The organism is Acidimicrobiales bacterium (assembly GCA_016794585.1).
Taxonomy (GTDB): domain Bacteria; phylum Actinomycetota; class Acidimicrobiia; order Acidimicrobiales; family DATDAH01; genus JAEUJM01.
In genome coordinates this window covers 36,865-58,692 of sequence record JAEUJM010000026.1, presented here as the reverse complement: position 1 = coordinate 58,692, position 21,828 = coordinate 36,865, and the positions used below count along the sequence as shown (strand labels likewise).

Sequence of the window (21,828 nt, the reverse complement as noted above, 5' to 3'; positions counted from 1 at the left end):
GGTTCGTGCGTTCGTTCGGTCGGTCGGTGTGCGTGCTGCGGTTCGATCGGTGGTGCTCGTGGCGCCAGGGCCGGGAGCCTCGGCCGCTGCGTCGGGCCGTTTCGGTGGTTCGGTGCTCGTCGGTCGGTCGTGGCTCTGTGGGTCGTGGCTCGGTGGGTCGTGGCTCGGTCGTTGGTGTCGGGTGCGGACGGCGGGTCAGGGCGCGGCGACGTCGAACACGACGGCGCTGCCCATGCCGCCGCCGGCGCACATGGCGGCCACGCCGGTGCCGCCACCCCGGCGGCGCAGCTCGTGGACCATGGTGATGATCATGCGGGCACCGGTCATGGCGATCGGGTGGCCGAGGCTGCAGCCGCTGCCGAGGACGTTGACGATGTCCTCGTCGAGGCCGAGGGCCTTGCAGGTGGCGACGGGAACCGAGGCGAAGGCCTCGTTGATCTCGAAGAGGTCGACGTCGGCGACGGTCAGGCCGGCCCGGTCGAGGGCCTTCGGGATGGCGTCGATGGGGGCCATCCCCGTGCGGGCCGGGGCAACGCCGACCGACGCCCAGGAGCGGATGGTGGCGAGGGCCTCGAGGCCCTCGGCCTCGGCCAGGTCGCCGGCGGCGAGCACGAGAGCGGCGGCGCCGTCGTTCATGCCGGCGGCGTTGCCGGCGGTGATGCTGAAGCCCTCGATCTCGGGGTGCAGCACCTTCAGGCCGGCGAGGCGCTCGGCGCTGGTGTCCCGGCGGGGGTGCTCGTCGACCTCGAAGGTGGAGGTGGTGCCGTCACGCCGGGTCACCTCGATCGGGAAGATCTCCTCCGCGAAGGCGCCGCTGTCGATGCCGGCGACGGCCCGCTGGTGCGAGCGCAGGGCCCAGGCGTCGAGGTCCTCCCGGGTGAGGCCGGCCTCCACCGCGGCGTTCCAGCCCACAGTGATGGACATGTCGAGGTTGGGGGCCTCGGGGGTGTTGCGGTGGGTGGGCGACATCCACTCGTCCCAGTCGTCGGTGCCCGGCACGCGCCGCATGGACCGGGGCGAGGTGGACGACGCCTGGACGCCGCCGGCGACCACGATGCGGTCCATGTCCGAGCGGATCGTGCCGGCAGCGGTGGCGACCGCGGCGAGGCCGGAGGCGCAGTGGCGGTTGTGGGCCACGCCGGGGACGTTGTCCATGCCCAGCTCGGTGGCGGCGTAGCGGGCGAGGTCACCGCCGCCGTAGAGGGCCTCCCCGAGGACGATGTCGTCGACCCGGGTGGGATCGATGCCCGAGCGGGCCACCGCCTCGGCGACCGCCTTGGTGGCGAGCTCGAGCCCGTCGACGTCGTTCAGCGAGCCCTTGAAGGCGGTGCCGATGGCGGTGCGGGCGGTCGAGACGATGACGGCGTCAGCCACGGTTCGGGTCCTTTGCGAGGAGAGGGCGCGTTCTGGCACCGAAATCCGGTGCCAGAACGTCCGGAGTGGGGCGCCCGTCAGCCACGGCCCGGGTCCTTGGCGGGCATGGGGCGCAACATGGCGTCCTGGACGTAGGACGCCACGAGGGCGCCGGCGGGGGTGAAGACGTCGGCGCGGCCGTAGCTGCGCCCGTGGCCGGCGTGGGGGCTGCGGTGCGCGAGCAGCAGCCAGTCGTCGGCGGGGAAGGGCTCGTGGAAGGTGAGGGTGTGGCTGACCACGCCCGTGGCCAGGGTGTCGTGGGCCTGGGACTGGCCGACGCCGGCGTGGGGGCGCATGGCCGTGCCGATGAGGAACCCGTCCGAGGCGAAGGCCAGCACCGCCTGCGCGGTGAGCAGGTCGTCGGGGGCGCCGGGGAAGCGGGTCCAGACGTCGAGCTCGGCCGGGCCCGTGAGCTCGGGGTCCGAGATGTCGACGTCGCCGACGATCTGCACCTGCCACTCGTCGGGGCCACCCGAGGCGGGGGTCTCCGGTGGTGCGCCCACGGTCGGGGCCGGGTCGGCGTGGTGGATGAAGTCGGGCTCGTCGGCGGTGAGCAGCACCAGCGAGCGGGTGCAGAGGCGGTCGCCCTGGCTGATGGTCACGGTGCTGCTGGCGAAGGCGCGACCCCCGTGCATCGTCTCGACCGCGACGTCCAGGGGTGTGCCCGGCGCCGCACCCCGGGCGAACACGGTGTGGATGGTCTTGGCCCGCTTGCCCTCGTGGCCGATCGAGGCCGCCACCAGCGACTGGGCCAGCAACTGGCCGCCGAAGATGACCTCGTGGCCGGTCTCGACCTCGGGGGCGCGGTAGCGGTCGGGGCCGGTCGGCTCGAGGGCGAGGCCGGCGACGAGGTGGTCGACCTTCAGCACGGCCGTGCCTACTTCGGCGGGAAGCGCAGGGCGCCGTCGAGGCGGATGTTCTCGCCGTTGAGGTAGGGGTTGCGGGCGATGGACTCGACGAGGAGGGCGAACTCCTCGGGCTTGCCCATGCGCTTCGGGAACTGGATGCCCTCCTCCAGCTTCTCGCGCATCTGCTCGGGGACGCTCAACATCAGCGGGGTGCCCATGGTGCCGGGGGCGATGGCGCACACCCGGATGCCGAGGGGCGAGAGGTCACGGGCCATGGGCAGGGTCATGCCGAGGATGGCGGCCTTGGCGGTGCCGTAGGCCAACTGGCCGGTCTGACCCTCCATGCCGGCGATGGACGCGGTGTTGACGATGACGCCGCGCTCGCCCTCTTCGGTGGGCTCGTTGGCGGCCATGGCCGCGGCCGCCAGGCGGGACACGTTGAAGGTGCCGAACGCGTTCATCTCCATCGTGCCGGTGAAGCTGGCCTTGTCGTGGGGGGTGCCGTCACGGCCGACCGTGCGGCCCCCACCGACCCCGCCGCCGGCGACGTTGACCACCAGTGAGAGGGTGCCGAGCTCGCCACCGGCGGCGATGGCCCCGGCGACGGCGTCGTCGTCGTTCACGTCGCCGGTGGCGAACCGGGCCCGGTCGCCGAGCTCGGTGGCCAGTGCCTCCGCCCGCTCGGCGTCGCGGTCGAACACGACCACGCCGTAGCCCACCTCGGCCAGGTGGCGCACGGTGGCGCCCCCGAGCCCACCGGCGCCGCCGGTGACGATCGCTGCACGTCCCTGTGGATCCATGGGTTCCCTTCCCCCGAAGTCGCTGGGACCGTAGAGGCCTCTAACAGTCACGTCAACTCTCGCCCGTTTCGCCCACGATGCCGGTGGTAGGGTCCGCGCCGTTTCTGACGCCGACGTCACGCCAGGCCTCCTGCCCCGGCCCGCCGGCCCGGCCCCCGGGGAGGGATCGTGCGACCGCTGCCGCAGCTGACACCGATGAACGAGTGGTTCTGGACGTCGGGGGCGGACGGACAGCTGCGCGTCCAGCGCTGCGACGACTGCCAGGCGTTCGTCCACCCGCCGGCGCCGATCTGCCCCGAGTGCCGCAGCCGTGCGTGGACGCCGACGGTGGTGTCCGGTCGGGCGACGGTCATCGGCGCCACCGTCAACCACCAGCAGTGGCTCCCCGGCTTCGCCCCGCCCTACGCGGTGGCCAACGTCGCCCTGCACGACGCCCCTGGTGTCCACCTCACCACCAACGTCGTCGGCTGCGAGCCCGACGAGGTGCACGTCGGCCAGGTGGTCCAGGTGCAGTTCGAGGCACAGGACGACGTCTGGCTGCCGCTCTTCGCGCCGGCCTCCCCCGGTGAGGACGACCCGGTGGACCGGGTGCCCGAACCGCGGCGGCCGACGCCCCGAGCGCCGCTGGGCGACCACCGCTACGAGCACGCCAGCGCCATCACCGGCATCGGGCGGTCCGCCATCGGCCGGCGCCAGATGGTCGACCCGCTCTCGCTCACCATGGACGCCTGCCAGGCCGCCGTGGCCGACGCCGGCCTCACCCTCGACGACATCGACGGCTTGTCCACCTACCCCGGGCCCGGGCCCATGGGCATGAGCGAAGGGGGCGTCATGGCCGTCGAGGAGGCCCTGCGCCTGCACCCCACCTGGCACAACGGCGGCGGCGAGCTCCCGGGCCCCGGCGGCGCCGTGATCGCCGCCATGCTGGCCGTCGCCGGCGGCCTGTGCCGCCACGTGCTCGTGTTCCGCACGGTGTGGGAGACCACCTACGCCTCGTGGGGTCTCCACCAGGGAGGCGCGGGGCGGGTGTCGGGCCCGTTCACCGAGTGGCGGGCGCCGTTCGGGGCGATGTCGGCGGCCAACTGGATCGCCCTCAACGCCAGCCAGTACCTCCACCGCTATGGGGCGACCCGTGAGGTGTTCGGCCACATCGCGGTGAACGACCGGGCCAACGCCGGCCGCAACCCCGCCGCCATCTACCGCGACCCGATGACCATGGACGACTACCTGTCGGCCCGCATGATCACCACGCCCTTCGGCCTGTACGACTGCGACGTCCCCTGCGACGCGTCGATCGCGTTGGTGGTGTCGGCGGCGGAGACCGCGGACGACCTGGCCCAGCCCCCCGTGCGCATCGAGGCGGCGGGAACCCAGATCCTCGAGCGCATCTCGTGGGACCAGGACACCGTCACCCACGAGCCCCAGGTGCTCGGCCAGAGCGCCCACCTCTGGAGCCGCACCTCGCTCACCGCCGCCGACGTCGACGTCGCCCTGCTCTACGACGGCTTCAGCTTCAACGCCATCTCGTGGCTCGAAGCGCTCGGCTTCTGCGGCATCGGCGAGGCCAAGGACTGGCTCGACGGCGGCCGGCGCATCGCCCTCGACGGCGACCTGCCCGTCAACCCCCACGGCGGCCAGCTCTCCGAAGGTCGCACCCACGGCTTCGGCTTCCTCTACGAGGCCGTCGCCCAGCTCCGGGGCGAGGCCGGCGAGCGCCAGGTGGCCGACGCCCGCACCGCCGTGGTCACCAGCGGCGGCGGCACCCCGTCGGGCGTCCTGCTCCTCCAGTCCGCCGACGCCTGACCGAGCGGCGGTGGACCGGGCAGGTCAGACTGCGGGGGTGCGTCGGGTCGTCGCGCTGCTCCTCCTGGGCGGGGTGCTCGGCCTCGGCGCGGGCGCGTGCGGGAGCGACGCCTCCCCCGAGGAGTCGGCGGCGCCGCCGATCCACGCCGAGATCCTGCGGTCGCGCCTGTTCGAGCTCCAGCACCAGCTGAAGCTCGTGCTGCGCAACGACGGGGACCAACCGATCGACGTCGAGGCCCTCCAGCTGGACCTCCCCACCTTCGAGCAGGTCGATCCGCAGGAGCGCCACTCGAGCCTCGTCCCCGGCCGGGCGGTCGCCATCCCCGTCGACTTCGGCGACGCCCGCTGCCCGCCCGCCGGCGACGCCGCGAGCGCCGTCGTCCTCACCATCGCCGGCGAGCCCCGGCGGATCCCGCTGGCGGAGCCGAGTGACGCCCTCGCCGTGCTCAACGAGCGCCAGTGCCTCGAGCGCCGGGTGCACGACGCCTTCGCCATCACCTGGGGCGAGGACGATCTACGACCGGCGGGCGAGCTCGCCGTCGGCACCACCCTCGACGTCGACCGCCTCCAGCCCGACCACACGCTCGACATCGAACTGGTGCGCAGCAGCGTGGTCATCAACCTGTCCGCCGTCGGCGGCGGTCACCCGAGCCTCGCCCTCGACGCCGCCGAGAACCAGGCCTCGGTCGACGTCGTCTTCAACGCCTCCCGCTGCGACTCCCACGCGCTGACCGAGAGCAAGAAGACCTTCGTCTTCGTGGCCGAGCTCCGCCTCGACGACGGACCCGTCATCCCGATCGAGCTCCCGGCCGAGGGCGCCCTCCGCCGCCAGCTCGAGGAGTACCTCGAGGCCTGCCACTGATCAGCAGATGCGGGGCAGTTGCTCCCCGAGGGGGCGGTCGATGATCCGGGTGGCGCCGAGCGTCGTGCGGGCCAGGACGACGCCGGGGCGCTCGTCCCGGACCTGTCCGACGACCACCGCGTGGCGGCCGATGTCGGTGGCGGCCATGGCCGCGAGGACGTCGTCGACCCCCTCAGGCGCCACGAAGGCGACCAGGGTGCCCTCGTTGGCCACGTGGATCGGGTCGAGCCCGAGGAAGCCACAGGCCGCCCGCACCTCCTCGGGCACGGGGATCGCGGACTCGGTGAGCGAGATCCCGACGCCGGCGGTCGCCGCCAGCTCGGTGAGCGAGGCGGCCAGTCCGCCACGGGTCAGGTCCCGGAGCGCGTGGAGGTGGGGTCCGGCGGCCCGCACCATCTCGGCCACGACCCCGTTCAGCGGGGCCGTGTCGGAGACCAGCTGCGTGCCGAACTCGAGGCCCTCGCGGACGCTGAGGACGGCGACGCCGTGGCGGCCGATCGGCCCGCTCACGATCACCGCGTCCCCGGGACGGATGCGCTCGGGGCGCAGGTCCACCCCGGCCGGGACGAGGCCCACGCCGGCGGTGGTCACGTAGAGGCCGTCGCCGTGCCCCCGCTCCACCACTTTGGTGTCACCGGTGACGAGCTGCACACCGGCCGCCGTGGCGGCCCGGCCCATCGAGGTGGCCACCCGGCCCAGGACATCCAGCTCGAGACCCTCCTCGAGGACGAACGCGGTCGAGAGTGCGATCGGGACTGCGCCGCTCATGGCGAGGTCGTTGACGGTGCCGTTGACGGCGAGGTCGCCGATGTCGCCGCCGGGGAAGAACAGCGGCTGCACGACGTAGCTGTCGGTGGTGAAGGCGAGCCGGCCGCCGCCGGCGACGGCGCCCAGTTCGAGCACGGCGGAGTCGGTGGGCGTCGCCGCGGCGGCGGCCTCGCCGAAGGCGGGCAGGAAGAGGTGCTCGATCAGCTCGCCGGACAGGACCCCGCCACCGCCGTGCCCGAGCACGATGCGGTCGTGGTCGCGCAGGGGGAGCGGGCAGGTCCAGCCCTCGAGGTCGAGGCGCTCGTCCGCTCCGGAACCTCCTGCCTCGGACTCACCCACTCCTGTCTCACCCACCGCTCTCTCACCCACCGCGCAACGCCGCCGGCGATCCCGACCGCCGGTACCGGAAGTAGGCGGCGCAGGCCCCCTCGCTCGACACCATCGTCGCCCCGAGCGGGGTGCGCGGCGTGCACGTTGCCCCGAAGGCCTCGCACTCGTCCGGCTTGATGAGCCCCTGGAGGACCTCGCCGGCCCGGCAGGCGGCGGGCTCCTCCACCACGAACGCGCCGACGTCGAAACGGCGCTCGGCATCGTGGTCGGCGTACTCGGCGCGCAGGCGCCAACCGCTGGCGGGGATGGTCCCGATGCCCCGCCACGGCCGGTCGCAGACCTCGAACACCGAGGCCAGTACCTCCTGGGCGGGCTGGTTGCCCTCGGCCGTCACCGCGCGGGGGTAGGCGTTCTCCACCTCGGCCCGGCCCGCCTCGAGCTGCACCACGCAACGGCGGATGCCGTCGAGCACGTCCAGGGGCTCGAAGCCGGTGACCACGATGGGGACCCGGTAGCGCGCCGCGAGCGGCGCGTACTGGTGGGTGCCCATCACCGTGCACACGTGACCGGCGGCGAGGAAGCCGTCGACCCGGCTGGTGCCCGACGCCATCAGCGCCTCGATGGCGGGCGGCACCAGCACATGGCTCGCGAGCACCGAGAAGTTGGCCAGGCCGCGGTCGTGGGCCTGCACCACCGCCATGGCGTTGGCCGGCGCCGTCGTCTCGAAGCCCACACCGAAGAAGACCACCTCGCGGTCGGGCTCGGCCTCGGCGATGGCCACCGCGTCGAGGGGTGAGTAGACGACCCGCACGTCGCCGCCCGCCGCCTTCACGGTGAACAGGTCGCCGGCGCTGCCCGGCACGCGGAGCATGTCCCCGAACGAGCAGAACGTGACCTCGGGTCGCGCCGCGATCAGCAGGGCCCGGTCGATCATCTCCAGCGGGGTGACGCACACCGGGCAGCCCGGGCCGTGGACGAGCTCGATCTCGGCCGGCAGCAGCTGGTCGATGCCGTGGCGGAGGATGGCGTGGGTCTGGCCGCCGCACACCTCCATGACCGACCACGGGCGGGTGGTGGCGGCGTGGATCTCGGCCACCAGCCGGCGGGCACGGTCCGGGTCGCCGAACTCGTCGAGGTACTTCACGGGGCGGACCCCTCGCTCTCGCCGCCGAGCTCCTCGTCGATGACGCCGAGCTCGTCCATCATGGCCAGGGTCTCGAGCGCGGCGGCCTCGTCGAGGCGGGTGATGGCGAACCCGGCGTGCACGATCGTGTAGTCCCCCACCTCGGCCTCGGGCACGTACGCCAGGCAGACGTCCTTGGTCACGCCCCCGAAGTCCGCCGTGGCCATCGGGGTGCCCCGGTCGTCACGGATGGCCAGGATCTTCCCGGGGATGCCGAGGCACATGTCAGGCCCCTTCCTGTCGTCGTTGTCCTGCTCCGACCGAGCGCCGGCCGGCGACAACCGCCTGGCCGAGGGACAGGCCGCCGTCGTTGGCCGGGACGAGCCCGTGGACCAGCACCTCGTGGCCCGCGGCGGCGAGAGCGGCACGGGTGGCCGTCGCCAGCAGGTCGTTCTGGAACACGCCGCCGGTCAGCGCGACGGGCGGCGGCGCCGGGACGGCGGCCTCCGTGGTGGCGGTGGCTCCGGCGGCGTCGGGCGCATGGGTGAACGCGTCGACCGCGTCGACCACGGCGGCGGCGACGGCGAGGTGGAAGGCCAGGGCGAGGTCGGCCACGGGCACGCCCCGCCCCACGGCATCCACGAGGTCGGCGAGCACCGGGGCGGGGTCGATCACCCCGTCGCCGCTCCGGGCGAAACCGAGGCGCACCGCACCGGATCGCCCCCGCTGGGCCAGCGCCTCCAGCTCGATGGCGGCCTGCGCCTCGTAGCTCACCCGGTGGCGGACCCCGAGCAGCGAGGCCACCACGTCGAACAGGCGCCCCATGCTCGTCGTCGCCAGACAGCCGACGTCGCGGGCCACCTGGCGGCGCACCACACCGAGCTCGACCTCGTCGCAGGCCAGCACCGCGGGCTGGGTGGGACCGGGGTCGATGCCGAGGGCCTCGAGGTAGGCCACCGCCACCCGGCACGGGTTGCGCACGCCGGCGTCGCCCCCCGGGAGCGGGAGAGGGCGGAGGTGGCCGACCCGCTCGGCGTGGCCGTGGTCGGCGAGCAGGATCTCGCCGCCCCAGGCCTGGGCCGATCCGTCCGCCGCCCAGCCGTGGCCCGTGCCGTCGAAGGCGACGCCGAGGACGGGCCGGCTGCCGTCGAGGCCGTGCTCGGCCATGACCGAGGCGACGTGGGCGTGGTGGTGCTGCACCTCCACGACGGCGTCGCCGAAGTGGGCGACCGCCCAGCGCCGGCTGAGGTAGCCGGGATGGGCGTCGGCGGCCACGACCTCGGGCTCGACGCCGACCATGCGGGTGAGCGCCTCGACGCTGCGCTCGAACGCCTCCATGGTCTCGAGGTTGCCCATGTCGCCGATGTGGGGGCTGACCCAGGCGTGGCTTCCGGCGGCGAGACAGAAGGTGTTCTTCAGCTCCCCGCCGACGGCGAGGGTGGGCGGGACCTCGAACGGCAGGGCGAGCGGGACGGGGGCGAAGCCCCGCGCCCGCCGCACGGGTTGGATCCGGCCGGCGACCCGGCGCACCACGGAGTCGTCGCACGGCACCTCGATGGGCCGGTCGTGGGTGCAGAAGGCGTCGGCCAGGTCGCCGAGGCGGACCCGGGCCTCGTCGTCGTCGAAGCAGATCGGCTCGTCGGCCCGGTTGCCGGACGTGGCCACCAGCACCCGGGGAGGGACGGTGGCGTGGCCGGGGACGGGCCGGAACAGCAGGTGGTGCAGCGGCGTGTAGGCGAGGAGCACACCGACCATCGGGTTGCCGGGCGCGACCTCGGCGGCGAGGCCCGAGTCGGGGCGGCGCCGGGCCAGCACGATGGGACGGGCGGGGTCGGCCAGCGCCGCCGCCTCGTCGTCGGTGAGGTCCGCCAGCGCCCGGGCCGCGTCGAGGTCGGGCACCATCACCGCGAAGGGCTTGTCGCCCCGCCCCTTGCGCTCGCGCAGGAGGCGCACCGCGTCGGGTCGGGTGGCGTCGCACACGAGGTGGTAGCCGCCGAGGCCCTTGAGCGCGACGATCCCGCCGGCGGCGAGCGTGGCCTGCACCGCGGCGAGCACGGCGTCGGTGCCCGAGACCCGCGGCACGGTGCCTCGATCGGCGGCGCCGGTACCCGAGGCCAGCGGCGCCGCGGCGAGCGCGGCGTCGGTGCCCGAGACCCGCGGCTCCGCGCCTCGATCGTCGCCACCGGCGCCGCCTTCGGCCGCCGGACGCCCGTTCTCGATCTGAGTCGGCTCCGGCGCCTCGGCCCCGCCGCTTCGAGCCAGCCCCTCGAAGGCCAGCTGCGGACCGCAGTCCGGGCAGCTCACGGGCTGGGCGTGGTAGCGGCGGTCGGCCGGGTCGGCGTACTCGGCGGCGCACGACGCACACATCGCGAAGCCCGCCATCGTCGTCGCCGGACGGTCGTAGGGCAGGTCCCGGATCACCGTGTAGCGCGGGCCGCAGTCGGTGCAGTTGGCGAAAGGGTGTCGGTAGCGGCGGTCGGTCGGGTCGAGCACCTCCGCCAGGCAGGCGGGGCAGGTGCCGACGTCCGGCGCCACGAAGACCGGCGGCGACGTGACCACCTCGACGCGGGACCCGCCCGGACGGGACCGGCCGACCGGCGGCCGGCCGACGTCAGCCACGCCGCCAGGGCCGTCAACGAGACAGGCGGCGGGAGCGGCGCCGGCCTGCCTCTTCTGACGGCGCGAGGACACGATGCGGAAGCCCTCCACGCCCTCGACGGGGGTGGCGGCGACCGCCTCGGCCCGCTCGATCCGAGCCAACGGGGGCGCGTCGGCCCGCACCCGGTGACCGAACTCGGCGACCCGATCGGGCGGGCCCTGCACGTCGATGACCACCGCGGCGTCCTCGTTGGCCACGGTCCCGACCAGGTCGAGCGCCGAGGCGAGCCGGTGGACGTGGGGCCGGAACCCGACGCCCTGCACCACGCCGGTGATGCGCCAGTGCTGGCGGACGACCGTGCCCGGAGTCCCGGCGCCCGGATCACGACACGTTGTTCCCGAGTCGACCATGGCCACGCATCCTCCGGAGGACCCCAACCTACCGCGCTCACCCGGAGCGACCGCCCGCCTGACGGACCGCCCGCCCCGCCAGCCAGGGGCTCGGTGCCGACGGAGGGAACGGGCGGCGAGCAGTCGGTCGCGCGACCGCCTCCACCTCGGCTGCCCGACGGAGGCAAGGGCGGCGGCGCACCGCCGTGCGCCCACCAGGCGGCACCGGTCGTGCGAGGTCGTGGGTAACGTTCGGACCGTGCACGAGCTGTCGATCTGCGCGGCGATCGCCGGGATCGTCGAGCAGCACGCGGAAGGTCGCCCCGTCGAGATCGTGCGCATCGACGTCGGCCACCTCCGCCAGGTGGTGCCCGAGACGCTGCAGTACTCATGGGAGCTGGTCGTGGCCGACACCCCGCTGGCCGGCTCGGTGCTCGAGGTGAACCACGTCCCCCTGGTGGTCCGCTGCGACGCCTGCGGCGAGTCCACCGAGCTCGACACCGCCGTGCTCCGCTGCCCGTGCGGGTCGACCGACGTGACCCTTACGAGCGGCGAGGAGCTGCTGGTGCGCTCACTCGAGCTGGTGGACGCCTGAGCCATGGGACGCTTCCACGCCCACGCCGACGGCACCGTCCACGAGCACGATCACGGCGACGAGGACCACGAACACGCCGGCCACGCGCATGACGCCGAGGGCCGCGACGTCGGCGACCACTCGGGCTACACGACCGGGGGCCTGCGGGTGGAGGTGCTCGAGCACATCCTCGGGGAGAACGACCGCACCGCGGCGGCCAACCGCGCCGACTTCGCGTCGCACGGCGTGCGGGTGGTGAACGTGATGTCGTCGCCGGGCGCGGGGAAGACGGCCCTGCTGGTCGAGCTGGCCCACCGCCTCGAGGGCCGCGCCCGCATCGGCGTGGTCGAGGGCGACATCGAGACCGCGCTCGACGCCGACCGCCTCGCCGCCGCCGGCGTTCCCGTGGCCTTGGTGAACACCTCCGCCGGCTTCGGAGGCGAGTGCCACCTCGACGCGACGATGGTCCGCTCGGCGCTCGAACGCCTCCCCCTCGACGACCTCGACCTGGTGCTCATCGAGAACGTCGGCAACCTCGTGTGTCCCGCCGAGTTCGACGTCGGCGAGGACGCCCGCCTCATGGTCTTCTCGCCCACCGAGGGCGAGGAGAAGCCCCTCAAGTACCCGGTGATGTTCCGGTCCGCCGACCTCGTCGCGGTGAACAAGGTCGACCTGCTCCCCCACCTCGACGTGGACCTCGCCCGGTTCGAGGCCAACCTCGAGGGCGTGCACCCCGGTGCGGCGATGCTGCTGACGTCGGCGAAGACCGGCGAGGGCGTCGACGAGCTGGCCGACTGGCTGCTCGCGCTCCTCCCCGCCTCCTGAGCCTCCGCACCCGCAGGTCAGCGGATGCGGGGTTCGATGCGGCCGCCCTTGAAGACCTCCTGGCCCTCGTTGAGGGCGTCGACCGACGTGCCGATCTGGAGGAACACGTTGCCCAGCTCGGTGGCCTGGTTGATGGGCAGGTCCTTGGCCGCCCACAGCGTGCGCAGGGTGGCCTGCACGGCCAGCGCCGGCTGGGAGGCGATGGTGGCGGCCAGCTGGTGGGCGGCGCCGGCCAGCTCGTCGGCGGCCACCACCTCGCTGACGAGGCCGAGCTCCTCGGCCTTGCCGGCGCTCAGGCGCTCGTGCACCCCGGTGAGGGCCATGCGCAGCACGTCGCCGAAGGGCATGCGTCGCAGCAGGAGGATGGGCTCGTAGGCGGCGACCATCCCGTAGGTGACGTGGGGGTCGAAGAAGGTGGCGTGCTCTGCCGCGAGGATCACGTCGGCCTCGCCCAGGAAGTAGAAGGCACCGCCGCAGGCCATGCCGTTGACCGCGGCGATCACCGGCTTCCAGAGGCCTTGGCTCTTGGGGCCGAGGAGCTTGCCCGGGTCCTCGTAGGTGAACACGTCGTAGGCGAACTCGACGTCGGTGCGGTCGATGCCCGTGCAGAACGCCTTCTCGCCGGCGCCGGTGATCACCAGGGCCCGCACGTCGTCGGCGGTCTTCGCCCACTGCCACACCGAGGCGAGCTCCTCCACCATGGCCGGGTTGAAGGCGTTGTAGACCTCGGGGCGGTTCAGCGTGACGGTGGCCACCCCGTCGGCGGCCTCCAGGAGGAGGGTGGTGAGCTCAGGGCGATCGTCTGCCATAGCGCCGGATGCTAGGCGGGGTCAGAGGTTGGGCATGACCTCGTCGGCGATGAGGTGGAGGGACGACCAGGCGAGGTCGGGGTCGAGGCCGCCGCACAGCGGCTGGAGGCCCAGGTAGCCGTTGGCGTGGACCAGGGCGACCGCCTCTTCGGGGGTGACGATGCGGTAGCTGCCGTTCTCGGCCCGCAGCTCGTCGACCGTCGTGGCCCGGGACCGGGTGACGGCGTCGTGGTCGTCACCCAGCCAGGCCCCGTAGGCCTGGGCGTCGTGGAGCAGGTGCGGGCCCATGGCGGCCCAGGCGGCGTCGACGTCCTCGGCCACGAAGACGGAGCTGGGTGACGCCTTGGACGGGACCAGGCACGCGCCTGGCGTCCGCCCGACCCGCTCGGCTTCCGCGGCATGGGCGTCGGCCAGGTCGGGCCGGTCGGCCTCGCCGATGAAGTCGAGCCCGAAGCGGGCGGCACGGCGGGCGGCGGCGGGCGTGCCTCCGCCGTAGGACAGGCGCATCCCGCCCTCGGTGTAGGGACCCGGCCGCACGGTGGCGGTGCGTCCCCGCCACGTGACGGTCTCGCCGGCGAGCAGCCGCTGGAGGACGGCGAGGCGCTCCTCCATCTCGGCGCCACGCGCCGACGGGTCGACGCCGAACATGGCGAACTCCTCGGGCCGGTAGCCGAGCCCGATCGTCGGTGCCACCCGTCCCCGCGACAGGTGGTCGAGCACGTTGAGGTCCTCGGCCAGCTTCACGGGGTCGTACATGAGGAGGAGCAGCGCGGCGATGCTGATCGGCACCGTCGACGTGCGCGCCGCGATGGCGGCGGCCATGACAAGGGGCGAGGGCAGGTAGCCGTCGTCGGAGGCATGGTGCTGGGAGAGCACGACGGCGAGGCAACCGTTCTGCTCACCCCACGTCGCCATGTCGAGGGCGGTGGCGTAGAGGTCGGCCGGCGGGGTGGGCCCGGGGGCCCGCAGGTCGAAGCGCATCAGGAACACGCCGAGAGCATGCCCGCTCGTCGCCGGCGCCGCGGGCGGGACCCGGCGCAGGTCAGCTCGGCTCGGGGATCTCCACGGTCAGCTGTGCGGGCAGGTCGCCGGCCGAGCGGCCCACCAGGAGCGCGTAGGTCCCCGGGTCGACCTGCCACCCGGGAGCGCGCCGCTCGGCGCGCTGCTGCGCCCCGAGCATGTCGCCGAGGCGCTCGGCGACGACGTCACCATCGGGCTCGCCGGGGTCCCAGTAGGCGAAGGCGCGGTCGTCGAGCACGAGCTCGACCGTGCGGGACTCGCCCGGCGCCAGGCGCACCTTGGCGAAGGCCTTGAGCTCCTTGGGCGGACGGGCGAGGCGGGCCGATCCGGGAGCGACGTAGAGCTGGACGACCTCGGCGCCGGCCCGCGACCCGGTGTTGGTGATCGGCACCGAGATGGTGAGCGTGCCACCCGGCTCGAAGGTCGGCGACGAGAGCTCCGGCTCCCCGAGGGAGAAGGTCGTGTAGCCGAGGCCGTGGCCGAACGGGAACCGTGGCGTGACGGCCCGGTGGTCGAAGCCGCGGTAGCCCAGGAAGACGCCCTCGCCGTAGCGGACATGGCCGTTCTCGCCGGGGAAGTTGTCGTGCGAGGGCGAGTGCTCGACCCGCTCGGGGTACGTCGTGGGCAGGCGCCCACCCGGTTCGGCCGCGCCCGTCAGCACGTCGGCGATCGCCGGGCCGAGCTCCTGGCCGCCGAACCAGCACTGGAGGGTGGCCGGGACGTCGTCGACCCACGGCAGGTCCACCGGCGAGGCGGCGTTGACGACGACGGCGGTGCGGGGGTTGGCGGCGAGCACGCGGCGGACGAGGTCGTCCTGACCGCGTGGCAGGGAGAAGTCGCGGCGGTCGTGGCCTTCGGACTCCCACTCCTGGTTCGTGCCGACGAACACCACCGCCACATCGGCCTCGGCCGCGGTGGCCACCGCCTCGGCCAGCAGCGCATCGGCGTCGGCGGTCCGGAACCCGACCCGCACCCCGGCCATGCCCGAGCCCCGGTAGAAGTAGTCGACCCGCACGGCGATCGGTGTGCCGGCGGTGACCTCGACCTCGGTGACCTTGTCGAGGCTGGCGTAGCCGAAGAAGTCGGTTCCGCCTCGCGGTGGCGGGTCCTCCACCCCGTCGAGCACGAGCTCGTCGTCGAGGTACACCCGGGACGTGCCGACCTGGGCGAGCGAGAGCTGGAAGCGGCCGGTCACCGCAGGCACGACCGTGCCCGTGATGCGCATCGTCCACCGCTCGTCCTCCCCCTCGGGCTGGCCGAGGCGGATCACCATCTTCCGCAGCTCGTCGAGCCCGCCCCGCTCGACCACCTCGCCCTCGAAGGCCTCGCCGGCGAAGCGCTCGAACGTGAACCCGTCGGGAGCGGGCAGGACCGACGTGCCGAGCACGGCGGCCGAGCGGCCGATCTCCAGTGCCCGGGCGTAGGTGACCTCCACGCCGTCGCCGAGCGCGGTGGTGAGGGCGTCCAGCGCGCTCGTCTGCGGATGCTGGACGACCTGGGCGGAGCCACCGCCGACGATGCAGGCGGACACCGCGGGCTCGCCGATGACGGCCACCCGCGGTACCGCCGTCGGTTCGATCGGGAGCAGCCCGTCGTTGGTGAACAGCACGCAGGCGTCGGCGGCGGCGCGTCGCAGCAGGTCGACGTCCGCCGCGGTGGGCGGCTTGGGGACGAGCGGCGGGGTGGGCTCGTCGAGGGCGCCGATCCGGTCGAGCGCATGGAGGAGTCGGGCGACGGCGGCGTCGAGGTCGGCTTCGGGCACGCGCCCGTCGGCCACCGCCTCGCCCACGACAGCGCCGAGGGCCCGTGCCGGCGCCGGCATCTCCAGGTCGAGCCCGGACCGCAGCGACGTCTCCGTGCTCGCCACGGCGAACCAGTCGGTCATGACCAGGCCCTCGAAGCCCCACTCGTCGCGGAGGAGGTCGACGAGCAGGGCCTGCTGCTCGGTGAGCCAGCTCCCGTTGAGCCGGTTGTAGGAGGTCATGATCCCGAGGGCGCCACCCTCCTTGACCGCCAGCTCGAAGGGCACGAGGTAGAGCTCGCGCAGGGCCCGGTCGTCGACGTCGGAGCTCATGGTCATGCGCTCGAACTCGGCCTCGTTGGCCACGAAGTGCTTGACCGTGGCGAAGACCCCGTTGCCCTGGACCCCGCGCACGTAGGCGGCGGCGAGCTTGCCCGACAGGAGGGGATCCTCGGAGTAGCACTCGAAGTTGCGGCCGGCGAACGGGTGGCGGTGCAGGTTGACCGTGGGCGCCAGCAGGCCTCGGCACCCCCGCTCGAAGGCCTCGCGCCCCACCAGCTCGCCGAGGGCCTCGGCCACGGCCGGGTCCCACGTGGCCCCGACGGCCGACCCGCACGGCAGGCAGCTCGACGCCGCTCCGCCGGCCCCCGGGTAGCTGAGGCCACGGGCCCCGGAGGGCCCGTCGGTCACGTTGACCTGCGGGATCCCGACCCGGTCGACGCCGACCAGCGAGAACATGTCCGCACCGGCGGTCAGCGCCGCCTTCTCCTCGAGCGTCAGTGCGGCGACGAGCGCCTCGACGTCAGCCATGTGGGGTCCCCCGGTCTCGATCAGATGCCGCGCTCGGCCGGACGCCGAGGACGGGCACCGCACGGTAGCGGGGGTCGCGATGGCGCGGTACCGCCGCCGCCCGACCGGATCGCGGATGACCGACCGACGGGTGGTCGGGCGCGGTCAGGGCGACGGCGCCACGTCGACCACGACCTTGCCCACGGCGCCGCCCCCGCCGACGAGCGCCAGGGCGTCAGCGGCCCGGCTGAGGGGGAACCGCGCCCCGATGTGGGGCACGACCCTCCCGGCGGCAAGCAGGTCGAGCAGCTCGGCCTCGTTGCGGGCGGCGTCCTCGGGCTGGTTGACCATGAAGGAGAGGAACTCGAAGGCCCGGATCTGGCTGCCCTTGAGCAGGACGAGGTTGAGGGGCACCCGGGGGATGGTCCCCGAGGCGAAGCCCACGGCGACGAAGCGGCCGCCGTAGCGCAGGGCCCGGAGCGCCGGCTCGGCGAGATCGCCGCCGACCGGGTCGATCACCGCGTCGGCGCCGTCGGGGAGCGCCCCACGCAGGGCCTGGCGCAGGTCGCCGGCCCGGTGGTCGATCAGCCGGGTGGCGCCCTCGCTCCGGGCGGCGGCCAGCTTCTCGGGCGACGAGGCCACGGCGGTGACCGTCGCCCCGAGGTGTGCCGCGAGCTGCACCGTGGCCAGGCCCACACCGCCACCGGCACCCAGCACGATCACCTCGTCGCCCGCCTGCACCTCGGCCACCGAACGCAGCGTGTGCCAGGCGGTCCGGTGGGCGACGCCGAAAGCGGCCGCGTCGGCCTCGGCCACACCGTCGGGGATCCGGGTGACCGCGGAGGCTCCGACCACGACCTGCTCGGCGAAGGCGCCCACGAGCCCGGTGCCGAAGACCCGCTCCCCCACCGCCGGTGAGGAGACGTCGGAGGCGACCTCCACCACCGTCCCGGCGAACTCGCTGCCGGGGACGAACGGCGGTGGCACCTTGATCTGGTACTCCCCCGCGACGAGCAGCACGTCGGGGAAGTTCACCGCGGCGGCGGTGACGCCCACCCGCACCTGGCCAGGGCCGAGGTCGGGCGAGGGGCGCTCCTCGACGGTGACGACCTGGGGCGGCCCCCACGCAGGGCACCAGGCCGCCCGCACCGTCAGCGACCCTTCCAGACCGGGGCGCGCTTCTCCACGAAGGCGGTGGCCCCCTCCTTGGCGTCCCCGCTGGAGAAGACCACCTTCTGCCAGTGGCGCTGACGGGCGTTGGCCTGCTCGGTGTCGACCAGGACGAGGCGGGCGATCTCCTTGACCGCGGCGACGCCCAGAGGGCCGTTGGCCCCGATGCGCTCGGCGAGATCGATGGCGGCGGTCAGCACGTCGTCGGCGGGCACGACCCGGTTGACGAGGCCGATCTCGTAGGCACGGGCCGCGTCGACGAGGTCTCCGGTGAGCAGCATCTCGAGGGCGAGGCCGAGCGGCACCCGCAGCGGGAGGAACGTGCCCCGACCGCCGGGGAACAGCCCCCGCTTCACCTCGGGAAGCCCGAACCGGGCGTCCGCCGAGGCCACGATGAGGTCACAGCCGAGGAGCAGCTCGAGGCCCCCGCCCACGGCGGCGCCGTTGGCGGCCCCGATCAGCGGGACCGACACGTCGCCGGCCATGAGGCGGTTGCCGGCCTTGGTCTCGGGGTCGTCGCCGACGCCGACCTGCTCGCCGGCGGCGAAGGCGGCGAGGTCCATGCCCGCGCAGAAGGCCCGGTCGCCCGTCCCGGTGAGCACCAGCACCCGCAGGTCGGGGTCGGTCTCGGCCTCGAGCACCGCGGCGCCGATGGCCCGGAACAGCGAAGCGTTGAGGGAGTTGCGGGCGTCCGGTCGGTTGAGCCGGGCCACCAGCACCGGGCCCCGCCGCTCCACCACCAGCTCGTCGGTCTCGCTCATCCTCGTACTCCCTTCGTCGGTGCCCCTTCAGGGCCCGGCTCGTCGATCGGCGCTGCGCCGCTCGGCGGCGCAGCCTCACACTCCGGCGTCACGGTGGACGCGGGGCGCACCCGGCTCACGAGCCGTAGTCCGTGGTCTCGGCCAGCTCGGCGGCGCCGGCCATCAGGTCCAACACGATGGGTCCGAAGGCTTGGAGCTTCGGGTCGACACCGGCGCGCTGGAAGCCCTGCTCCAAGACGATGGCGAGCTTCCACTTGGCCAGCACGAGGTAGTAGTCGAGGTCGTCGACCTGACGATCGGCCACCTCGGACCAGTGGGCCGCCATCTCGTCGCGCGACGGCATGTGCTGGAGATCGACGTAGCCCGAGGTGGCGGCCTCGGGTGCGCTGGTGTCCTCGGGCCAGCCCTGGAGCATCCACGCGAGGTCGAGCTTGGGGTCGCCGACCGTGCCCATCTCCCAGTCGACGATGGCCGCCATCCGCGCCGGCGCGCCGTGGCAGAACATGACGTTGGCGAACTGGTAGTCGCCGTGCATGAGGCCAGGCACGAAGTCGAGGGGCTTGTGCGCCCGCAACCACGCCGACGCCTCGTCGAGGCCCGAGAGCTCCCGACCCTTGATGCGCTCGAGGAAGCCCGTCCACCGGTCCACCTGGCGCTCGTGGAAGCCGTCGGGGCGACCGAGGTCCTGGAGGCCCTTGGCCCGCCAGTCCACCCGACCGAGCAGGGCGATGCCCTCGGCCAACTGGAACGCGAGGCCCCGCTTGGCCTCGAGGTCGGCGTCGAAGGGTGCCGGCCACGGCTTGCCCCCGGACAGCCCCATCGGCGACCACCCGTCGACGAATCCCATCAGGTAGAAGGTGCGGCCGAGCACGGCCTTGTCGGTGCAGACCGCGATGGCCTCGGTGTGGGGCACGTCGGTGCCGTCGAGGGCCTCGATGATGCGCCACTCGCGCAGGATGCCGTCGTCGCGGCTCTCCGGCGCGGTGGTCGGCGGGATGCGAAGGGCGCCGTGGAGGTCACCACGACGGATCTCGTAGATCTCGTTCTGCGAGCCCCCGGAGACGAAGCCCCATTCGAGGGGAGCGCCCGCCGGGCCCAGGCCCTGGGCGTCCATCCAGGCGGCCAGGCGCTCGAGGCTCGGGTCGTCCAGTGTCGGCTCGTCGCTCGTCGGCTCGTCGCTCACAGGTTCCCCACCTCCATCTCCAGGAACTCGGCGTACTTGGCCCGGGCCGCCTCGCGCAGCTTGGGCAGGTGCCCGGTCGGCCAGAGGTCGTCGCTGGGCCGGTGGTCGCGCAGCACCTGGCGGGCGACGGTCACCTTGTGCACCTCGGTGGGCCCGTCGGCGAGACCCATGATGCTGGCCGCCAGCAGCATCCCGGGGAACGGCATCTCGTTGCTGACGCCGAGGGCGCCGTGGACCTGCATGGCCCGCCAGGCGATGTCGTGCAGCACCTGGGGCATCACGACCTTCACCGTGGCGATGTCCTTGCGCACCTTGCGGTAGTCGTTGTGCTTGTCGATGGACCACGCCGTGTAGAGCGTGAGCAGGCGGAACTGCGTGAGCTGGGCGTACGAGTCGGCGATGTAGCCCTGCACGAACTGCTTGTCGGCGAGGAGGCTGCCCTGCGTCTCACGGCTGAGGGCCCGCTCGCACATCATGTCCATGGCCTTGCGGGCCATGCCGATGGTCCGCATGGCGTGGTGGATGCGCCCGCCGCCGAGACGGGTCTGGGCGATGGCGAAGGCCTGGCCCTCCCCGCCGAGCAGCGCCTCCTCGGGGACCCGCACGTCCTCGTAGTGGATGAGGGCGTGCGAGCCCTCGTCCTCGGCCTCGCCGCCGAGGCCGACGTTGCGCACGATGTTGACGCCCGGGGTGTCGGTCGGGACCAGGAACATGGACATGCCGTTGTAGGCACTGACGTCGGGGTTGGTCACCACCATCACGATCAGGAAGGCCGCCGTGTTGGCGTTCGAGGAGAAGAACTTCCAGCCGTTGATCACCCACTCGTCGCCGTCCTTCTCGGCCCGGGTGGTGAACATCGTGGGGTCGGCGCCGGCGTGGGGCTCGGTCATCGAGTAGCAGGAGAACAGCTCGCCCTCGAGCAGCGGGCGCAGGTAGCGCTCCTTCTGCTCGGGCGTGCCGTAGTGGGCGATGATCTCGGCGTTGCCGGTGTCGGGGGCCTGGCAGCCGAACACGATCGGGGCCCACGAGGAGCGGCCCAGGATCTCGTTCAGAAGCGAGAGCTTGAGCTGCCCGTACCCCTCGCCGCCGAGCTCGGGCCCGAGGTGGGTCGCCCACAGCTTCTGGCGGCGCACCTCCTGCTTCAGCGGGTCGATGGCACGGCGGCGCACGTCGTCGAGCGGCGTGAACTCGAGGCCCCGCCAGATGTGGTCGAGGGGCTCGACCTCCTCGCGCACGAATTCGTCGGCCCAGTCCAGCTTCTCCTGGAACTCGGGCTCGGTCTCGAAGTCCCACATGGCGCTCCCCCTTCGTCGGTCGCGCAGGATAGGTCGCCCACGCGATGGCCAAGGCCGACACCCGGCGGCCTAGGTCCCACCAGGCGGCGTTGGCGACGGGCCCGGTGGTCTGTGAACGTGGACGCCGTGCTGCCCCCCACCACCCCCCTCGTGCTCGTCGGCCTGATGGGGGCGGGGAAGTCCACCGTGGGCGGCCGCCTCGCCGAGGCCACCGGCCGCGAGCTGGTCGACGTCGACGTCGCCATCACCGCCCGGACCGGCAAGACCGTGCGCGAGCTCTGGGAAGACGGGGGCGAGGCCGCGTATCGCAGCCTCGAGAGCGCAGAGGTGCTGGCCGCGCTGCGCCGTGGCGACGTCGTGGTGGCCGCGCCCGGCGGGGTCATCCTCGACCCCGCGGTGCGCGAGGCGCTCGGCGCAGCCCACGTCGTCTGGTTGCGGGCGGACCCCACCGTGCTCGGCGAGCGGGTGCACGCCGGCGACCACCGGCCGCTCATCGGCGCGGACCCGGCCGCCGACCTCGCCGCGATGGCCGACGACCGCTCGGCGCTCTACGAGTCCGTGGCGGACCTCGTCGTCGACACCGCCGCGCTCGGCCCCGATGCCGCCGCCGACGCCATCCTCGCCTCGCTCCCACCGGATCCTCCCGAGCGGTAGGCCGCTTCGACCCACCGGCGCCCTCGTACCGGACGCACCGAGTGACGCCCGGAAGGGCACCTCGGCGCCAAG

The 21,828-nt window shown here is 73.6% G+C and carries 19 protein-coding genes; 5 read left to right on the top strand and 14 right to left on the bottom strand.

Translation table 11 applies throughout. The annotated features are described in order from the left end of the window. Positions 1-195: 195 nt before the first annotated feature. From JNK12_12900 to JNK12_12890, 3 genes are all read right to left on the bottom strand, one after another. Positions 196-1,374, bottom strand: coding sequence for a thiolase family protein (locus JNK12_12900; GenBank protein ID MBL8776831.1), 1,179 nt, complete (start codon positions 1,372-1,374; stop codon positions 196-198). A gap of 77 nt (positions 1,375-1,451) precedes the next feature. After that, the gene (locus JNK12_12895) at positions 1,452-2,282 is read right to left on the bottom strand and encodes a thioesterase family protein (GenBank protein ID MBL8776830.1); all 831 of its coding nucleotides are present in this window, start codon (positions 2,280-2,282) and stop codon (positions 1,452-1,454) included. Positions 2,283-2,290: 8 nt separating this feature from the next. Further along, a complete protein-coding gene (locus JNK12_12890) occupies positions 2,291-3,061 on the bottom strand; it encodes an SDR family NAD(P)-dependent oxidoreductase (protein MBL8776829.1) in 771 nt (256 codons plus the stop codon). 195 nt (positions 3,062-3,256) lie between these two features. On the opposite strand from JNK12_12890, the gene JNK12_12885 reads away from it, so the two are divergent. Both JNK12_12885 and JNK12_12880 read left to right on the top strand, forming a co-directional pair. Further along, a complete protein-coding gene (locus JNK12_12885; protein MBL8776828.1) occupies positions 3,257-4,864 on the top strand; it encodes an OB-fold domain-containing protein in 1,608 nt (535 codons plus the stop codon). A 37-nt stretch (positions 4,865-4,901) separates the two neighbouring features. Then, positions 4,902-5,726, top strand: a complete 825-nt coding sequence (locus JNK12_12880) for a hypothetical protein (protein MBL8776827.1) — start codon at positions 4,902-4,904, stop codon at positions 5,724-5,726. Here the strand turns inward: JNK12_12880 and hypE are convergent, their stop codons facing one another. Genes hypE through JNK12_12860 form a run of 4 tightly spaced genes read right to left on the bottom strand, consistent with a single transcriptional unit; the run spans position 5,727 to position 10,956 of the window. Next, positions 5,727-6,833, bottom strand: coding sequence for a hydrogenase expression/formation protein HypE (gene hypE, locus JNK12_12875; protein MBL8776826.1), 1,107 nt, complete (start codon positions 6,831-6,833; stop codon positions 5,727-5,729). A gap of 22 nt (positions 6,834-6,855) precedes the next feature. Beyond that, on the bottom strand, positions 6,856-7,968 hold the full coding sequence (gene hypD / locus JNK12_12870; GenBank protein ID MBL8776825.1) for a hydrogenase formation protein HypD: 1,113 nt from the start codon (positions 7,966-7,968) through the stop codon (positions 6,856-6,858). Further along, positions 7,965-8,231, bottom strand: coding sequence for a HypC/HybG/HupF family hydrogenase formation chaperone (locus tag JNK12_12865; protein ID MBL8776824.1), 267 nt, complete (start codon positions 8,229-8,231; stop codon positions 7,965-7,967). The genes hypD and JNK12_12865 overlap by 4 nt, the downstream gene beginning before the upstream one ends. A gap of 1 nt (position 8,232) precedes the next feature. Beyond that, complete coding sequence (locus JNK12_12860) at positions 8,233-10,956, bottom strand: carbamoyltransferase HypF (GenBank protein ID MBL8776823.1); 2,724 nt, start codon at positions 10,954-10,956, stop codon at positions 8,233-8,235. A 238-nt stretch (positions 10,957-11,194) separates the two neighbouring features. Between JNK12_12860 and JNK12_12855 the strand changes: the two genes are divergently transcribed. Both JNK12_12855 and hypB read left to right on the top strand, forming a co-directional pair. Then, positions 11,195-11,530, top strand: coding sequence for a hydrogenase maturation nickel metallochaperone HypA (locus JNK12_12855; protein ID MBL8776822.1), 336 nt, complete (start codon positions 11,195-11,197; stop codon positions 11,528-11,530). 3 nt (positions 11,531-11,533) lie between these two features. Then, complete coding sequence (gene hypB, locus JNK12_12850) at positions 11,534-12,334, top strand: hydrogenase nickel incorporation protein HypB (protein ID MBL8776821.1); 801 nt, start codon at positions 11,534-11,536, stop codon at positions 12,332-12,334. Positions 12,335-12,351: 17 nt separating this feature from the next. On the opposite strand, the gene JNK12_12845 is transcribed toward hypB, so the two are convergent. The 7 genes from JNK12_12845 to JNK12_12815 all read right to left on the bottom strand — a co-directional run bounded on the left by JNK12_12845 (position 12,352) and on the right by JNK12_12815 (position 21,102). After that, the gene (locus tag JNK12_12845; GenBank protein ID MBL8776820.1) at positions 12,352-13,143 is read right to left on the bottom strand and encodes an enoyl-CoA hydratase/isomerase family protein; all 792 of its coding nucleotides are present in this window, start codon (positions 13,141-13,143) and stop codon (positions 12,352-12,354) included. Positions 13,144-13,164: 21 nt separating this feature from the next. Beyond that, on the bottom strand, positions 13,165-14,133 hold the full coding sequence (locus JNK12_12840; GenBank protein ID MBL8776819.1) for an LLM class flavin-dependent oxidoreductase: 969 nt from the start codon (positions 14,131-14,133) through the stop codon (positions 13,165-13,167). Between the two features lie 52 nt (positions 14,134-14,185). Beyond that, positions 14,186-16,714, bottom strand: coding sequence for a glycoside hydrolase family 3 C-terminal domain-containing protein (locus tag JNK12_12835; protein MBL8776818.1), 2,529 nt, complete (start codon positions 16,712-16,714; stop codon positions 14,186-14,188). A gap of 144 nt (positions 16,715-16,858) precedes the next feature. Then, positions 16,859-17,842, bottom strand: coding sequence for an NADPH:quinone oxidoreductase family protein (locus JNK12_12830; GenBank protein ID MBL8776817.1), 984 nt, complete (start codon positions 17,840-17,842; stop codon positions 16,859-16,861). A 2-nt stretch (positions 17,843-17,844) separates the two neighbouring features. Then, a complete protein-coding gene (locus JNK12_12825; GenBank protein MBL8776816.1) occupies positions 17,845-18,624 on the bottom strand; it encodes an enoyl-CoA hydratase/isomerase family protein in 780 nt (259 codons plus the stop codon). 115 nt (positions 18,625-18,739) lie between these two features. Further along, positions 18,740-19,807, bottom strand: coding sequence for a phosphotransferase family protein (locus JNK12_12820; protein ID MBL8776815.1), 1,068 nt, complete (start codon positions 19,805-19,807; stop codon positions 18,740-18,742). Beyond that, on the bottom strand, positions 19,804-21,102 hold the full coding sequence (locus JNK12_12815; protein MBL8776814.1) for an acyl-CoA dehydrogenase family protein: 1,299 nt from the start codon (positions 21,100-21,102) through the stop codon (positions 19,804-19,806). Before JNK12_12815 ends, JNK12_12820 begins: the two co-directional genes overlap by 4 nt. A 126-nt stretch (positions 21,103-21,228) precedes the next feature. Here JNK12_12815 and JNK12_12810 point away from each other — a divergent pair, with 126 nt between their 5' ends. Continuing rightward, positions 21,229-21,756 (top strand): AAA family ATPase, encoded by a 528-nt coding sequence (locus tag JNK12_12810; GenBank protein ID MBL8776813.1) that lies wholly within the window; start codon positions 21,229-21,231, stop codon positions 21,754-21,756. Positions 21,757-21,828 lie beyond the last annotated feature (72 nt).

Bases quoted from the DNA above. Each gene is read 5' to 3' on its own strand.
- JNK12_12815 (MBL8776814.1), bottom strand. From the start codon at position 21,102: ATGTGGGACTTCGAGACCGAGCCCGAGTTCCAGGAGAAGCTGGACTGG.
- JNK12_12845 (MBL8776820.1), bottom strand. From the start codon at position 13,143: ATGGCAGACGATCGCCCTGAGCTCACCACCCTCCTCCTGGAGGCCGCC.
- JNK12_12825 (MBL8776816.1), bottom strand. From the start codon at position 18,624: ATGAGCGAGACCGACGAGCTGGTGGTGGAGCGGCGGGGCCCGGTGCTG.
- JNK12_12890 (MBL8776829.1), bottom strand. From the start codon at position 3,061: ATGGATCCACAGGGACGTGCAGCGATCGTCACCGGCGGCGCCGGTGGG.
- JNK12_12860 (MBL8776823.1), bottom strand. From the start codon at position 10,956: ATGGTCGACTCGGGAACAACGTGTCGTGATCCGGGCGCCGGGACTCCG.
- JNK12_12835 (MBL8776818.1), bottom strand. From the start codon at position 16,714: ATGGCTGACGTCGAGGCGCTCGTCGCCGCACTGACGCTCGAGGAGAAG.
- JNK12_12885 (MBL8776828.1), top strand. From the start codon at position 3,257: ATGAACGAGTGGTTCTGGACGTCGGGGGCGGACGGACAGCTGCGCGTC.
- JNK12_12865 (MBL8776824.1), bottom strand. From the start codon at position 8,231: ATGTGCCTCGGCATCCCCGGGAAGATCCTGGCCATCCGTGACGACCGG.
- hypB (MBL8776821.1), top strand. From the start codon at position 11,534: ATGGGACGCTTCCACGCCCACGCCGACGGCACCGTCCACGAGCACGAT.